Source organism: Enterococcus sp. AZ120 (assembly GCF_050546165.1).
Classification (GTDB): domain Bacteria; phylum Bacillota; class Bacilli; order Lactobacillales; family Enterococcaceae; genus Enterococcus; species Enterococcus faecalis.
The window spans coordinates 1,254,921-1,269,315 of sequence record NZ_CP172950.1 but is presented as its reverse complement, the minus strand read 5'-3'; the positions used below and the strand labels follow the sequence as shown (position 1 = coordinate 1,269,315).

Annotated in this window: 15 protein-coding genes; 1 reads left to right on the top strand and 14 read right to left on the bottom strand. The window is 38.5% G+C overall.

The annotated features are described in order from the left end of the window. Positions 1-25: 25 nt before the first annotated feature. Genes IGJ46_RS06135 through IGJ46_RS06120 form a run of 4 tightly spaced genes read right to left on the bottom strand, consistent with a single transcriptional unit; the run spans position 26 to position 2,739 of the window. The gene (locus tag IGJ46_RS06135; protein WP_002357588.1) at positions 26-400 is read right to left on the bottom strand and encodes a thioesterase family protein; all 375 of its coding nucleotides are present in this window, start codon (positions 398-400) and stop codon (positions 26-28) included. Next, positions 400-1,620 carry a CCA tRNA nucleotidyltransferase gene (locus IGJ46_RS06130; RefSeq protein WP_218391565.1) on the bottom strand — a complete coding sequence of 407 codons (1,221 nt, stop codon included), beginning with the start codon at positions 1,618-1,620 and terminating at the stop codon, positions 400-402. The genes IGJ46_RS06135 and IGJ46_RS06130 overlap by 1 nt, the downstream gene beginning before the upstream one ends. Then, entirely contained in the window at positions 1,617-2,396 is a 780-nt protein-coding gene (gene dapB / locus IGJ46_RS06125) for a 4-hydroxy-tetrahydrodipicolinate reductase (protein WP_002357591.1), read from the bottom strand. The genes IGJ46_RS06130 and dapB overlap by 4 nt, the downstream gene beginning before the upstream one ends. Continuing rightward, entirely contained in the window at positions 2,389-2,739 is a 351-nt protein-coding gene (locus IGJ46_RS06120; RefSeq protein WP_002363944.1) for a nucleotide pyrophosphohydrolase, read from the bottom strand. The genes dapB and IGJ46_RS06120 overlap by 8 nt, the downstream gene beginning before the upstream one ends. A gap of 123 nt (positions 2,740-2,862) precedes the next feature. Here IGJ46_RS06120 and IGJ46_RS06115 point away from each other — a divergent pair, with 123 nt between their 5' ends. Continuing rightward, complete coding sequence (locus IGJ46_RS06115; RefSeq protein ID WP_002357595.1) at positions 2,863-3,747, top strand: YitT family protein; 885 nt, start codon at positions 2,863-2,865, stop codon at positions 3,745-3,747. Between the two features lie 37 nt (positions 3,748-3,784). Here the strand turns inward: IGJ46_RS06115 and IGJ46_RS06110 are convergent, their stop codons facing one another. From IGJ46_RS06110 to IGJ46_RS06065, 10 genes are all read right to left on the bottom strand, one after another. Next, entirely contained in the window at positions 3,785-4,324 is a 540-nt protein-coding gene (locus tag IGJ46_RS06110) for a ReoY family proteolytic degradation factor (RefSeq protein WP_002360333.1), read from the bottom strand. A 9-nt stretch (positions 4,325-4,333) separates the two neighbouring features. After that, complete coding sequence (locus tag IGJ46_RS06105) at positions 4,334-5,590, bottom strand: tetratricopeptide repeat protein (RefSeq protein ID WP_002377424.1); 1,257 nt, start codon at positions 5,588-5,590, stop codon at positions 4,334-4,336. A gap of 9 nt (positions 5,591-5,599) precedes the next feature. After that, the gene (locus tag IGJ46_RS06100) at positions 5,600-6,640 is read right to left on the bottom strand and encodes a hypothetical protein (RefSeq protein ID WP_002425878.1); all 1,041 of its coding nucleotides are present in this window, start codon (positions 6,638-6,640) and stop codon (positions 5,600-5,602) included. A gap of 306 nt (positions 6,641-6,946) precedes the next feature. Continuing rightward, positions 6,947-7,222, bottom strand: a complete 276-nt coding sequence (locus tag IGJ46_RS06095; protein WP_002357604.1) for an HU family DNA-binding protein — start codon at positions 7,220-7,222, stop codon at positions 6,947-6,949. Positions 7,223-7,469: 247 nt separating this feature from the next. Next, positions 7,470-8,780 carry a ribosome biogenesis GTPase Der gene (gene der, locus IGJ46_RS06090; RefSeq protein ID WP_002357608.1) on the bottom strand — a complete coding sequence of 437 codons (1,311 nt, stop codon included), beginning with the start codon at positions 8,778-8,780 and terminating at the stop codon, positions 7,470-7,472. 173 nt (positions 8,781-8,953) lie between these two features. After that, positions 8,954-10,165 carry a 30S ribosomal protein S1 gene (rpsA, locus tag IGJ46_RS06085; protein ID WP_218391564.1) on the bottom strand — a complete coding sequence of 404 codons (1,212 nt, stop codon included), beginning with the start codon at positions 10,163-10,165 and terminating at the stop codon, positions 8,954-8,956. Positions 10,166-10,278: 113 nt separating this feature from the next. Beyond that, positions 10,279-10,959 (bottom strand): (d)CMP kinase, encoded by a 681-nt coding sequence (gene cmk, locus IGJ46_RS06080; RefSeq protein WP_002357612.1) that lies wholly within the window; start codon positions 10,957-10,959, stop codon positions 10,279-10,281. Between the two features lie 236 nt (positions 10,960-11,195). Next, positions 11,196-11,813 (bottom strand): LysM peptidoglycan-binding domain-containing protein, encoded by a 618-nt coding sequence (locus tag IGJ46_RS06075; protein ID WP_010819989.1) that lies wholly within the window; start codon positions 11,811-11,813, stop codon positions 11,196-11,198. A 75-nt stretch (positions 11,814-11,888) separates the two neighbouring features. Further along, positions 11,889-13,331: a RecQ family ATP-dependent DNA helicase gene (locus IGJ46_RS06070; RefSeq protein WP_002384526.1), complete on the bottom strand. Its 1,443-nt coding sequence runs from the start codon at positions 13,329-13,331 to the stop codon at positions 11,889-11,891. Continuing rightward, positions 13,332-14,366, bottom strand: coding sequence for a helix-turn-helix domain-containing protein (locus IGJ46_RS06065; RefSeq protein ID WP_218391562.1), 1,035 nt, complete (start codon positions 14,364-14,366; stop codon positions 13,332-13,334). It abuts the gene before it with no gap. Positions 14,367-14,395: the final 29 nt, after the last annotated feature.

Genomic DNA, 14,395 nt, shown 5'->3' with positions numbered 1-14,395 from the left:
GGTCACAAACTTTCGCTGTAGATTCTTAATCTTTTGTTATTCTTTTTAAAAAAGAATCAATCTCAACTACTGCACGTTGGTGAGAACCTTTGGCAATTTGTCGTTCTCCTTCATAAGCAACAAATTCATAGCGTATTTTGTGTGCAGTCTGTTCAATGCTGGTCATCGTAACAACGATTGTCGCCCCTACCGCGGATGGAAATAAGTGGCGCAATTCTAACACCGTTCCGACAGTTGTTTCCCCAACTGATAATTGGTCCTTCACAGCTTCTTTGGCTGTTTGTTCAATCATGGCAGCTAAAGCAGGGGTTCCTAAAACTTCTAAGTCACCAGAACCGAGCATTTTAGCCGTTTGTGATTCTTTCACCAAGAATTCTTTTGTAAACATTTCTGTTGGCATTATGCTTTCTCTCCTTTTGAACGTTGTTTTTTGGCAAACGAAAGCAGAACTTCTTGTTTATTCTCTAAGCTACCTTCAACAACGTGTTGCTCGATTTCAGCAATCAGTTCCCCTAACCATTTGCCTGGTGTTTCTTCTAAGACGGCTAAAAGGTCTTTTCCTGTTATGGCCAATTCATGTCTTTGATGGATGGGTAATGCCTTAACTAACTCTTTTGTTACTTGTACTTGACTCTCTTGTTGGTAATAATATAAAAGCCTTTCAACAAGTACTGCTGATTCTTCGCCTAATTCATAAAGCATCATTGGCTGCCAGTCGTTACTCAAGCGAAAACGCAAACCGCGTACTAATTGTGAAACGTTTTGAATTAATTGATTTGAAAGTTTCCAAGCCTTTAAGAAGGAGCGAATTTCTGCTTCTGGTAAATTCAACGATTGGATAAGTAACGTCCACACTTCTGCTTCTGTTTCAATTTGACGAGCAGGCAAGTCCATTAAACGAAAAAGTCCAGCCCCTTGTTCTCGTAATTTTGGACAGTATTGATAGCATTCTGTTTCAATAAACGGAGCTAAGCCACCTTGTCGATTAACCCCTAAAAGCATTTTTACAAATTCAATTGTAATGCGTTCTACTGAAATTTTTTCCAATAAAGGATGAAATTCAGCGATAGCGGCTAAGGTTTTTTCTTCAATTTTAAAATCTAATTGGCTAGCAAAGCGTAAGCCCCGCATCATCCGCAGAGCATCTTCATGAAACCGCTCATGGGGATTACCGACTGCACGAATGGTTTGATTAGTTAAATCTTCGATACCATCAAATAAATCAATGATTTCGCCTGTGCTGTCAAGCGCCAAGGCATTAATCGTAAAATCTCGCCGTTTTAAATCTTCTTTCAAGGAGCGAACAAAGGTGACTTCATCTGGTCGGCGAAAGTCTTGATAAGTTGACTCGGTACGAAAGGTTGTTACTTCATACTGTTGGTCTTCCATCAATACAAGGACTGTACCATGTTCGATACCCACATCAACGGTTCGTTTAAAAATTTGCTTGATTTCTTCTGGATAGGCACTTGTCGCAATATCGACATCATGGATTGGTTTATTTAATAAAGCATCACGGACACTGCCCCCGACAAAATACGCTTCAAAGCCCTGTGCATTGATTTCACGAATAACGGGAGCGGCTTCTTTAAATTCGTTTGGAATAGTTGTCAATTTCATAGCATCTGTTCCAATCCGTAAAGTAGTTCTGTTCTCTGTACCACTTGCCGACAAGCTAACGCTACTCCTGTCATGAATGAACGCCGATCATAAGAATCATGCCGAATAGTGAGCCCTTCACCTACACTGCCAAATTGGACTTGTTGGTGTGCCACTAAACCAGGTAAGCGGACACTATGGATTCGCAGACCCTCGAAATCAGCCCCGCGTGCCCCTGGTATTGATTCTACCTCTTGCGGATTCCCTTGTTTTTTTGCTGGCCGAACTTCTTGAATCATTTCTGCAGTTTTTATAGCCGTTCCGCTCGGTGCATCCAATTTGTTATCATGATGTAATTCAATGATTTCCACATCTGGAAAATACTGCGCCGCTTTTTGGGCAAATTGCATCATTAAAACTGCCCCAATTGCAAAATTTGGCGCAATTAAGCCGCCGATGGCTTTTTCTCGAGATAGGTTTGTCAATTCGTTGATTTGTTCCTCCGTAAAGCCTGTCGTCCCAACAACTGGCGCCATACCATGTTCCAACGCAAAACGTGTATTTGGATAGGCGGCTTCAGGAACCGTAAAATCAATCCAAACATCTGGTTTGACAGCTAGGACTTCTTCTAAGCGCTGAAAAACGGGAATTGCTGTTTCATCATTGAAAGAAACAGTTTCTTGTGCTTCATGAGGATCATACACACCTACTAATTCAAAGTCTGCGGTTTCTAAGACCATTTGTGTAGCAGTACTGCCCATCCGTCCTTTAAACCCAGCGACAATTATTTTAATCATGTGTTTTCCCATCCTTTCTTTCAAAGCGATAGCGATCCCGCTTGTTAAATTTGGCCATATTTTCTTCAAAAACTTCGGTTAAATCAATCTCTAAAGAATTTGCCATGCTAATCAATACAAAAAAGACATCTCCAAGTTCCTCTGATACTGTCTTTGGTTTTTCGTCTGCTTTTTTCTGTTTTTCACCATAATAATGATTGACTTCACGGGCTAATTCTCCGACCTCTTCCGTCAAACGAGCCATTTGTCCTAATGGTGAAAAATAGCCTGTTTTAAACTGTTGAATATAATCATCAACTTCTGTTTGCATCGATTGCAAACTACGTTGTTCTGATTCTGACATTTTACCCCAACCTTTCTTACTCTACCTCCTACATCTTATCAAAAACTTGGCTATCTGGAAAGGTTCTACTTGTTGTTTTATATAGAGAATGATACAGTTTATACTGTAAAAGGACGTGATTAAATGGAAGAACAAAGATTTTATTTTAAAGATGTGTTATTTATTGTATTAGGAAGCTGTATCTATGCCTTTGGTTTGGTTACTTTCAATATTGCCAATGACCTGGCCGAAGGTGGTGTCACGGGGATTACTTTGATTTTAAGAGCCTTATTTCATTTTAACCCAGCATATACGACATTATTAATCAATATTCCGCTCTTATTAATTGGTGGTAAAATTTTAGGCAAACGTTCCCTCTATTATACGCTAATTGGTACCGTGTCGTTATCGGTATTTTTGTGGTTTTGGCAAAAATTTCCTGTTGAAATTAATTTAGATCATGATTTATTGATTGCTGCTCTCTTAGCTGGTTTGGCCGCAGGATTCGGTAGTGGCCTTGTTTACCGCGTAGGCGGAACCACTGGTGGGACCGACGTCATTGCCCGCATTTTCGAAAAATACTTTGGGATTAGCATGGGACGCTCGTTGTTACTTTTTGATGTTGCAGTCTTACTCCTCTCGTTGACCTATATTGATGTCAAACGAATGATGTATACTTTAATTGTGTCCTTTGTTTTCAGTCGTGTTGTTGATTCTGTACTCGATGGAGCCTATGCTGCGAAAGGAATTTTAATTGTTTCCAATCATTCCGAAGAAATCGGTCAAAGTTTAATGGCTTCTTTAGAACGCGGGGTAACATATTTAAATGGTGAAGGTGCTTATTCACAAGTGGAAAAACGGGTTCTCTACACGGTAGTCAGTCCTCGAGAAATAATGGAAGTCAAACGGATTGCTAATGAAATAGATGAAAAAGCCTTTGTGTCCATCATTAACGTACATGAAGCAATTGGCGAAGGCTTTACTTATGCAAAACCCAGCAAACAACGGCGCTTTAAATTAAAACAATAAATAAAACCCAGCATTTATTGAAAATGCTGGGTTTTATTTATTGTTGTTTCAAACGATTTAATTCATCGGATAATTCTAAAAACGCTTCTTTGTTGCCTGTTTCTAAAGCATCATCAATTTGAGCTTTAAGTAATGCCATTCGCTGCGTTTGTTCTTCTTGCTTAAAATATTGATCAATCGCTCTGGCAACTTCCTGATCCACTTGTTCATTCCATGGCGCAAACGGATTGTCTTCTAAAACAGATAAATACTGGCTCGTTTGCCAAGCCTCTGGAAATACACATTCTAAATAAAGAGCTTTCCGCCAATTCATTCGAATCTCATGAAAAATTTGTTCCGGATCTGTAAATTCTTGTGCTTGGATAAAAAGCAATAACGGCTCCTTACCTAAACCATCTGCTACCACGCGGATCCCTCGATCAGTCTTCTCTACGTTCTCAACAAAATGAACATTATTTAAAATCGCATCGTGCGTTAATAAGTAATTTAAAATCCACAGTACCTCTCTTCTTCCAAAAGGCACGGTATTCACTAACCAAGTTAAAAATTTTTTCTTTTCTGATAAACTAACAAACATCGTCGTTTCCTATCTTTCTTCCATATCTGCTAGCACAGATTGCATGTCGACATCACCAGGTTCATGTTCCAAATAATGGTGCAACAAGTGTTTTGCTTTTTCAAGTTCGCCTTCTTCTCGTAAGAACAATGCGTATTCTTTTAGAAATTCTGGTTCGTGAGACAATTCTTGCGCTGCTTGTTCGTAATGAACTTTAGCGACGGCAAAGTCTTCTAATTCGTTGTACGCTTTTGCTAAGTTCCATTCAGCATAAGGATGATCCGTTTCCTCTAAATCATTTAAGATAGTAATTACTTCCTCAAAACGCTCTTCCGTAATGTAGAGATTACTTAAGGTCAAACGACTTTCATCTGTTTTCTCACCTAATTCCAAAGCTTTTAACAACCAGTTTTCAGCACCAGCAATATCGTGTAAGCGATAGGCATTTTCAGAGGCAAATTGGTATAACTCTACTTGGAAGGGGTTTTCCGCAATTCCTTCTTCGATCACCGCTTTTGCTTCCTCTAATTGCTCTTCTTCTTGGAGCGCTTCCGCTAAATATAGATAAAGTGATTGATAATGTGGGTTTAGTGTTTTTAATTGCTGGAACAACGCAATGGCTTTTTGATTCTCATGTAACTGTAAATAAGTGAAAGCTAATTGGAATAAACGATCGTCAGTTTGTTCTTCTTTGACCGCGGCTTCCAAATAAGGAACTGCTTCTTCAAAATCACCTAACATGCTGTAACTACTTCCTAAGCGTTCATTCAAGGAAATAGCAGAGATTTGCGCTGTCCCGCTTTCTACAATGCTTTGATAACGAGTAATAGCCTCGACAAATTGACCATTTGTAAAGTATAGTTCTCCCAAAGCAAATTGAATTAACGGCTCTTCTGGCATAAGATTGGCTGCTTCTTTTAATTTCGCTTCACTGACTTCTGGAATCCCTAAAACTTGGTACAAATCCGCAGTAACTAAGAGGCTTTGGACATAACTGTCACTAGTTTCTGGAATTTTTTCTAAATAGATGAATGCGTCATCTATTTCATTATTTTCAATGGCGATTTCTGCTAATGGAATGTTTAAGCCATCTGCATCGGGAAATTGTTCCAACAATTGTTGGAAAATTTGTTTGGCTTCTTCTAGAAAACCTAAAGATAATAACGTTTCCCCTAAATCAGCTAAGGTATTTTCATCATCTTTCTTTAATGCTTCTTCAAACATTAACTGTGCTTCTGCTAAATTTTCAGCTTGTAATGCTTGAACCATTTTTTCACTATATGACATAATTTCCCCTCAAATCTCTTTTAAAATTTCTTGGTATCTTTCAATCGTTGTTAACAGTTGATCGGGCGTTGGCTTTAAAGCTGCTCCTAGTTGACCGATTTTTTCCAACACCATAGGAGGACCTAGTGTTTCTGTGTGAAGCAAAACTTGTTCTGCGTAATCAGCACTTAAAATTTCTTTTGGAAACGCCACCGGAAAACCTAAGCGAATAAACCAAACGATAAAATTTTTAAATTGAAAGTCAAAGTGATTGACTTGCTGGCTCCATAAAACTTGTAACAATAATCCCAATAATCGTTTCATGGGACCTGATAACAAATGGCCATTTTCGGTTGTAGCAAAGGCCGCTTCAAAAACTCGGCCAAATTGATCCACTTTTTCCCCTGCTTGTTCATAAAAAGATAACAACTCGTCTAAAATACCATTAAATGACGTTTGATTCAACCGTTTTTTATCTGGATACGTTTGGTATAGCATTTGTAAATAAGCATAATCACAGACAAGACCCGCTCGAATAAAAACGAGCAAATCAATTAAAGGAGCGGCACCTTTTTTATTGGTCAAGGTACTATCAAACAAAATTTCTTCTGAATGATTTTCTATATGCATGGTTGCATGCTGTGCTTGCTGAATTGTGACACTTGGTAAAAGTCCTTGCCGTAACGCTTGAACAGACACAGGCATCAGCCAACATTTGGAGGAACACTTACTTACTTGGTGCAAAAATGCGGTTAATTGTAGTACCCCTTCATTACCTAAACCAATCAATAAAACATCCTGATTTTCTGGCCAATCAGCTAAGAAACGTAACACACTTTCTAATTCTGATAAGTCATTGCAATGAACATCATTGCGACAAATATACCAGTTTAATCCCAACTGTTCCCCAAAGGCATAATTAATCTTCTCCGAAAAAAGATCATAGTAACGCTGATTCGCCAAAACAACGATTGACTCCGTCGTTACTGGTCGTTTTTTTAGGACAGAAGCAAATGTTTCTCCATAAATAATAGCGACCTTGTTTTCCCCTCTAGAATAGTTGTATTTCATTGATTCACCACCTTAAGACTGTTTCCTCTTCCTTCACCCCAAGTCTAGCATAACCACTAAAAAACAGCTACTGGCAACAACTTATTTTTGTCCTTCATTCATAAATCTTTCTCTTTTTATCAAAAAAGCAAGGAGCGAGTGTCGAACCGTTCCCGCTTGATTCTCGGAGCGAAGCACGTTTTTCTCACCCAAGGCTCGTTACAATTTAGCCTTTTAGCGTACTGTTTCGACCACCTCTTAAAATAACATTTTTTATGTATGATTCAAAAAAGAACCCTTGGAAACCAAGGGTTCTAATTGTCTGTCTTATTTCACTGCATCTTTCAATGCTTTACCTGGTTTGAATGCAGGTACTTTGCTTGCAGCGATTTGAATTTCTTGTCCAGTTTGTGGGTTACGTCCTTTACGAGCTGCGCGTTCGCGAACTTCAAAGTTACCAAAACCGATTAATTGAACTTTTTCACCTTTAGCAAGAGTTTCTTGAATTGTTGAAAAGACAGCGTCTACTGCTGCAGTAGCATCTTTTTTAGTTAAACCAGTTGAAGATGCAACGTTTTCGATTAATTCTGCTTTATTTGCCATGGATCATTTCACCTCCTCTATAAGAGATACGATGTTTTTACACACCTAAAGTTCCGTCTATTTTTGAGTGGTCCAAAAACAGACAGCAAATATTGATCTGGTTCAATATTCTGTTAACAAGATAGCATAAGAAAGTTGTAATAGCAAGGTTTTTAGTGTATTTTAACCAGTTTTTTCAAAAAATAATCATTTTTTCTCAAAGTTGATAAATTTATTTGAATATCTAAAAAAAGTATGGTAGAATGCACTATTTTCGGCGTCGCGGAATGATTTTAATTGGCGTGCCCTCAAACGTAAATGCTTTTCTGATTTGATTTTCTAAAAACCGGGCATAAGAAAAGTGCATTAGTTCTTCTTCGTTGACAAAAATAACAAATGTAGGTGGTTTGACTGCCACTTGTGTTGCATAAAAAATCTTCAAACGTTTTCCTTTATCGGTTGGTGTTGGATTAATTGCTACAGCATCCATTACAACGTCATTTAACAACGCTGAAGGAATCCGTAAGTTTTGATTCATACTTACTGTTTCAATTAGTTCAGGCAGTTTGTTTAAACGTTGTTTGGTTAATGCAGACACAAAAATAATGGGTGCATAATCTAAATATTGGAATTCATCACGAATTTCCGCTTCAAAATCACGCATTGTATTTGTATCTTTTTTGACTGTATCCCATTTGTTGACCACGATAATAATACCGCGACCTGCTTCATGGGCATAGCCCGCCACACGCTTGTCTTGCTCACGAATACCTTCTTCTGCATTCAAGACCATTAAAACAATGTCTGAGCGTTCAATCGCCCGCATTGCGCGCATGACGCTATATTTTTCAGTTGATTCGTATACTTTCCCACGTTTACGCATACCAGCCGTATCAATCATTAAGAACTTTTGACCTTCTTCAGATTCAAAATACGTATCGATTGCATCTCGCGTTGTTCCTTCAATATCTGAAACAATCACGCGATCCTCACCAAGAATAGCATTAATCAATGATGATTTACCGACATTTGGACGCCCGATTAAACTAAATTTAATTGTATCTTCGTCCTCTTCTTCTGAAGTGTTAGGAAAATGTTTAACTGCTTCGTCTAACACATCGCCAATGCCTAACCCGTGACTACCAGAAACTGGGAAAGGATCCCCTAGTCCTAAAGCATAAAATTCATAAATATCATTACGCATTTCAGGATTGTCAACTTTATTAACAGCTAAGATCACTGGTTTATTACTACGATATAAAATTTTTGCTACTAACTCATCTGCATCAGTAATTCCTTCACGGCCACTAGCAACAAAGATAATCACATCTGCTTCATCAATCGCAATTTCTGCTTGGTGTTTGATTTGATCCATAAATGGTTCGTCACCTAAATCAATCCCACCGGTATCAATAATACTAAATTCACGCCCTAACCATTCTCCAGTTGTATAAATACGGTCGCGTGTTACGCCAGGAGTATCTTCTACAATCGAGATACGCTCACCGGCAATGCGGTTAAAAATAGTCGATTTACCGACATTCGGTCTACCGACAATCGCAATAGTTGGATTTGCCATTTGATTCCCTCCTTGAGAATTTCAATCCTTACTAGTTTACCTAATCAAACCTTAAAGTGCAAGAAAAGTTTTAGTTTCTGCTGATTTTCTAACTAATTCAAGAAAAAATGAGTTTGACATAGCCGATCTGTTTACGGCTATGTCAAACTCATAAATTTCAAGAAAGTAACGTGTTATTCCTCTTCTTTCGCATCAGATAAAGCGTCACCTAAAATATCGCCCATGGTAAAGCCAGTATTTTCTTCAGGCAATTCATATTCCTGTTCTTCTTTTGGTTCTTCTTGAGACTCAGGTTTTTGTTCTAACGCTTTGATACTTAAAGCAATACGATGTTCCTCTGGATTAACTTCTAAAACTTTCACTTGTACTTGATCCCCTTCATGAAGAACTTCATGAGGCGTTGCAATGTGCTTGTGAGAAATTTGAGAAATATGCACTAATCCTTCCACACCAGGGAAAACTTCCACAAAGGCACCGAAGCTTGTTAGGCGTTTTACTGTGCCATCTAAAACAGTCCCAGCGGCTGCTTTTGTTTCGATATCTGTCCATGGTCCAGGCAATGTTTCTTTAATAGATAAAGAAATACGTCCTTCTTCTGGATTAATTGAAAGAATTTTTACTTGAACGTCTTCGCCAACAGTTAACGCATCACTTGGTTTGCCCACATGCTGATGAGCAATTTCAGAAACATGAACTAAACCATCCACGCCACCTAAATCAATGAATGCACCGAAATCTGTTAAACGAGCTACTTTCCCTTCAACAACGTCTCCGTCATGTAAAGAAGAAAGTAATTCTTCTTTTTTCGATTCTTTTTCAGCTTCAACAACTGCTTTATGTGAAAGAATTAAGCGGTTTTCTGAAGGTTCGATTTCAATAATTTTAAATGCTAGTGTTTGACCTTTATATTCAGAAAAATCTGCAACAAAATGATCTTCAACCATTGAGGCAGGAACAAATCCGCGAACACCGACATCAACAACCAAACCACCTTTAACAACATTTGTAACAGGTGCTTCGATTACTTTGCCCGCTTGGAAATCTTGTTCAATTTCTTCCCAAACTTTTTTAGCATCTAAACGGCGTTTTGACAGTAAATAACTGCCGTTTTCTTTATCTTTGCCAATTGATGTGATAACAACTAAATCTAACACATCACCGACTTTCACAAGTTCGTGTACATCTTCAACTGGTAAAGTCGATAATTCCTTTGCAGGAACAACGCCTTCAACGCCCGCTCCTTCAATGCCGACAACAACTTGTTTGTCTTCAATGGCTAAAACTTCGCCTTTAACAATATCGCCAACACTGACTTCTTGAACGCTGTTCATTGCATCTTCCATTGTTTCGTTGTTTGCTACTTGTTTGTCTTCAAAATCTGTCATGCCTCTTATCCTCCTATGCCAACAAAAATTCCAAAACTTAGCTATATATACTTACATAGTACGAGATTTTTGTAAAAAAATAAAGCGATTTCTTCTATTTTTCTTAAAATTCTTTAAAAAAGTTCAAAACCTTTTTGTTTAATCACATTTTGTATGGCGGCGACGACTTCTTCAATCGTCAAGCCTGTTGTATCGATTTTCACAGCATCACTTGCTTGGACAAGGGGTGATACTTCTCTGGTTGAATCTAAATAATCCCGACGTTCAATCTCCGCCTTCAAGGTTTCAAAATCCGTCTCAATCCCTTTTTCTTGATTTTCTTTAAAACGACGTTCTGCACGTTCTTCAACGCTAGCCACCAAGAATATCTTTACTTCGGCCTTTGGTAAAACTGCAGTACCAATATCTCGACCATCCATGACAACTCCGCCGGCTTGACCAATTTTCTGTTGTAACGCCACCATTTCTTCTCTAACTTTTGCATGTTTTGAAACAGCTGAAACAGCATTCGTTACATCTGGCTGGCGAATCGCTTCGGTCACTTCATGACCGTCGATAAAAACACGTTGGCCATTCTCTGCTTGCTGAAAAGAAATAGTGTGGTTGACACAAAGCGCTACTAATGGCTCTTCCGCTTGAATGTCGATTTGATTTTGCAAGGCCAGATACGTAATCGCTCGGTACATGGCACCCGTGTCACAATACACATAATTCAATTGTTTTGCTAAAATTTTTGCAACTGTACTTTTGCCTGACGAAGCTGGTCCGTCAATAGCAATACTGATTTTCCCCATGAAAAAACTCCTTAACTGATATGCATCCTTTAAAATGCGCTTCTTCTTTTATATTAAAATCAGAAGAAAAGAACTTGGATTTAAACTGATGACGAGTTTCTAACGAAAAAGCAATAAGCCGAAATCCCTCGAAAGACGCAAACCATCTTTCGGAAATTTCTGCTTATTGGCATTCTCATGTAATCATCCGTCGCGGTTTAGCCCTTGAAAGTGCTGTCCAAACCTCTTTTTCTGGATTATTTAATACGTAATGGTTGTCCCGGATAAAACACAGATGTATCAATCCCAGGATTTAACGCTAAAATTTGTTCTAATGTCATTCCGTTACGTTCGGCAACTTGACGTGCCCCTTCGCCACTTTGAACGGTATCATAAACAGGTTGTTGGTTCTGCGCTTGTTGCTGTTGTTGATTTTGAGCTTCTTGTTGTTGCTGCTCTTGTTGTTGCTGTTGTTGTGCTTGTTGGTCCTGTTGTTGCTGTGCAGCAGCATCAGAACTTGAAGGTGTTGTATTTTCAGCTGGTTGGCTGCTTGCTGGTTCTGAGCTTTCCACTGATTTTGACGTACTTTCTTTTTTCTTCTCTTTTGATGATGATTGGACTAATGAAGAAGATGGCTGGCTATTTTTGCTAGCACTTTCGTTCGGTTTCTTGTCTTGCATCATCCATAAGAAAGTCCCAATTGGAATGGCAATAATTAATAATAGCAAAATAACTAAAACAGTTAGAAATAATGAATTTCCTCGTTGCTGTTGGCGTTTTGCTAAACGAGAACCACCACCATTTTGATCAGGTTCATAAATTGATTGTTCCCATGGCTCACGAGCTTGGTTTTTCTTTTTGTCCTTTTTACTCACTGCTAATTTCCTCCTAAACTTCTCTCGCTTGTTATTATATCATAGCTTTTGCCAACTGCCGACTAAAAAAATGAATTAATCACGTTCTTTAAATAATTTTAGAAATTTAGAACGCCAACCTCCTTCATTTTGATTGCTGGTCTTGTTCGATTTTACTATTGAATCTTGGTAAATGTCAAAGAATAACGCACAATTATCACAACAAGTTTCCGGTGATTGTTTGACAATCGGTTCTTGAAAATAAGTTTGAATCAACGTTCTTCGACAGGTTGTGGTTTCAATATACGTCAGCATCCCTCTTAATTGCGCTTGACGATCTTTTTCTTTCTCCTCTAAACGATGCTCTAGCTCTTCAAAAGAATAATCCTTGGCTAAATAGCCTTGAACCCATTTTTGTTGTAACTCGGTGGCATTTTCTAACAAACCTGCTTGTTCTTCTCCTTCAATCAGCGATTTTAATGTCGCTCGATTCGCTCTTGTCTCTTCTAAGAAAAACCGATGAATAAATTCATCCCCTTTTTTATACAATAATAGCGCCCAACTTTTTTGACCATCACGTCCAGCTCGCCCGATTTCTTGCAGGTAATTTTCTAAGCTATCAGGCAAATCAAAATGAATCACTCCACGAACATCAGGTTTGTCGATTCCCATCCCAAAAGCATTCGTTGCACAAAGAATATCGATTTGATTATCAATAAATTGTTCTTGCAAGCGACTACGTTCACTAGCCTCCAAGCCCCCATGATAATAGGCTACCTTAAAACTGGTTTTCGCCTGAATAAGTTGACTGATTTGTTCTGTTTTGTTGCGCGTGGCGCAATAGATAATGATTTTACCAGCCGTTTTAGATAAGTAATCCAGTAACACTTCTTCTTTTTCTGACGTTTCCTTCACGAACAAGCCAATATTTTTTCGATTCACTGAAGAAAGAACTTCTTGATAGCTACCATGAGAAAATAATTGTTTTATAATTGCGTGCTGTACAACGGGTGTCGCTGTGGCAGTTAACGCCAAGGTCAAAGGAAAGTCTAGCTGTTTTTGGACCAGATCTAATTTACTATATTCAGGGCGAAAATCGACGCCCCACTGATAAACACAATGGGCTTCATCCACCACAAATAATGCAATTTTTTGGCGTTGTAACACACTAAGTACTTCTTGCTGCAAAAGCATTTCTGGGCTTAAAAACAGATAATCGTATTGGAACATTTTCGCTAAAATATAACGCTTTTCTGAATACTGTAACGTACTGTTTAAGGCAACCGCACCTTTAATTCCTTGTCTTTGTAATTGACGCACCTGATCTTCCATTAACGAAAGTAAAGGAGAAACAATTACCGTTAGTCCCTCTAACTTCTGGCCCACAAATTGATAACACAATGATTTACCGGTGCCTGTTGGCAAAACAGCCAATGTATTCATACCGTCAAGTAAGTTTGTAATCACTTCTTTTTGACCAGGCTTAAACGCTGCATAACCAAATCGAGTGAATAATTCTTGTTCTAATGTCAACAACACTCACTCCTTTTCTTGCCAAATTTGTTGGATTTGATATAACCGAAAATCTAAATAAGAAAGCGTCGCTTCTTGCGCTCGCCAATCCCGATACACCCACAACCGCGGATCTTGTTCTGTTTGAGCCAAGTTTTGGAGTATTGCCTCCTTTTCAAGATAAACAGACGCCTGCAGCTGCCCTTGAATAGCCAACTCTAATAGATGGTCATGAATGGTACTCGGTTTTATTTTTCGCTGCTCAGCAATTTCTTGAAGCGTCTTGCCTTCCGTTAACAATCGTTGGGTTTCTTGCATACTTTGGTTTAGATTTTTTTCTAGATACGGCCATACAAGCGTTTGTAAAGCAGGATAGTTTCCTCCGTACATTATCAACTGCAGTAAATGATGAACCGCTTGCGTATGCCATAATCGCTGTTCAAGAACTGTCTTATGGCTTGTTAATTGCTGAGGAACTTTGCCAGTTTGCTGATAACCAGAAAGTTGCGCAACCAAATAGTCGCTTTCTGCTTCAGGTAGTAACTCAAACCCTCGCAACAGTTCTTCTTTGATTGATTGAACGCGCTGCTCTTTCTTGTCTTGTTGTAACCATCGTTTCAAATATAGTTGCGGAATCGGTGTTGATAAAAGTGGAATATACTGTTTTTCCTCAAATGATAAATACGAAGTCACTTGCACGGCAAATTGAATGAGTTGCCAACTTTCTCGATCACTTCTGCCAAAACGATAAAGATCAATTGCAGGATAATCCAGCAACGAAAAATGGTGCTCCTTTAAAAATAGTTGCCCTTCTTTTGTTAGTTGAATCTCATTTGTCTCTTTGTGATACTGAATTTGTTTCGCCTTCGAAAGTTTTTCAAGAAATTGAAAATAGGCTTGTTCGGAAATCGTTGGCCACCAGCCAATGAATCGTAAACAATCATATAAAAACCCATAAATCAAAACAGAGCTAGTCCGTTTGCCTTTTAAAAGATGATACAAAGTTGATGCACGTACCTTGTATCCATGAGATAATAACGCTAAAATAAAAGTTGCTTCCATAGTAAACCTCTTTTAGATAGGATGTGTCA

What these genes read in the sequence shown, in the direction of transcription:
- IGJ46_RS06130 (WP_218391565.1), bottom strand. Translation starts at nt 1,620, where the DNA reads ATGAAATTGACAACTATTCCAAACGAATTTAAAGAAGCCGCTCCCGTT.
- IGJ46_RS06115 (WP_002357595.1), top strand. Translation starts at nt 2,863, where the DNA reads ATGGAAGAACAAAGATTTTATTTTAAAGATGTGTTATTTATTGTATTA.
- IGJ46_RS06110 (WP_002360333.1), bottom strand. Translation starts at nt 4,324, where the DNA reads ATGTTTGTTAGTTTATCAGAAAAGAAAAAATTTTTAACTTGGTTAGTG.
- IGJ46_RS06105 (WP_002377424.1), bottom strand. Translation starts at nt 5,590, where the DNA reads ATGTCATATAGTGAAAAAATGGTTCAAGCATTACAAGCTGAAAATTTA.
- IGJ46_RS06095 (WP_002357604.1), bottom strand. Translation starts at nt 7,222, where the DNA reads ATGGCAAATAAAGCAGAATTAATCGAAAACGTTGCATCTTCAACTGGT.
- IGJ46_RS06120 (WP_002363944.1), bottom strand. Translation starts at nt 2,739, where the DNA reads ATGTCAGAATCAGAACAACGTAGTTTGCAATCGATGCAAACAGAAGTT.
- IGJ46_RS06065 (WP_218391562.1), bottom strand. Translation starts at nt 14,366, where the DNA reads ATGGAAGCAACTTTTATTTTAGCGTTATTATCTCATGGATACAAGGTA.
- der (WP_002357608.1), bottom strand. Translation starts at nt 8,780, where the DNA reads ATGGCAAATCCAACTATTGCGATTGTCGGTAGACCGAATGTCGGTAAA.
- cmk (WP_002357612.1), bottom strand. Translation starts at nt 10,959, where the DNA reads ATGGGGAAAATCAGTATTGCTATTGACGGACCAGCTTCGTCAGGCAAA.
- rpsA (WP_218391564.1), bottom strand. Translation starts at nt 10,165, where the DNA reads ATGACAGATTTTGAAGACAAACAAGTAGCAAACAACGAAACAATGGAA.
- IGJ46_RS06100 (WP_002425878.1), bottom strand. Translation starts at nt 6,640, where the DNA reads ATGAAATACAACTATTCTAGAGGGGAAAACAAGGTCGCTATTATTTAT.
- dapB (WP_002357591.1), bottom strand. Translation starts at nt 2,396, where the DNA reads ATGATTAAAATAATTGTCGCTGGGTTTAAAGGACGGATGGGCAGTACT.
- IGJ46_RS06135 (WP_002357588.1), bottom strand. Translation starts at nt 400, where the DNA reads ATGCCAACAGAAATGTTTACAAAAGAATTCTTGGTGAAAGAATCACAA.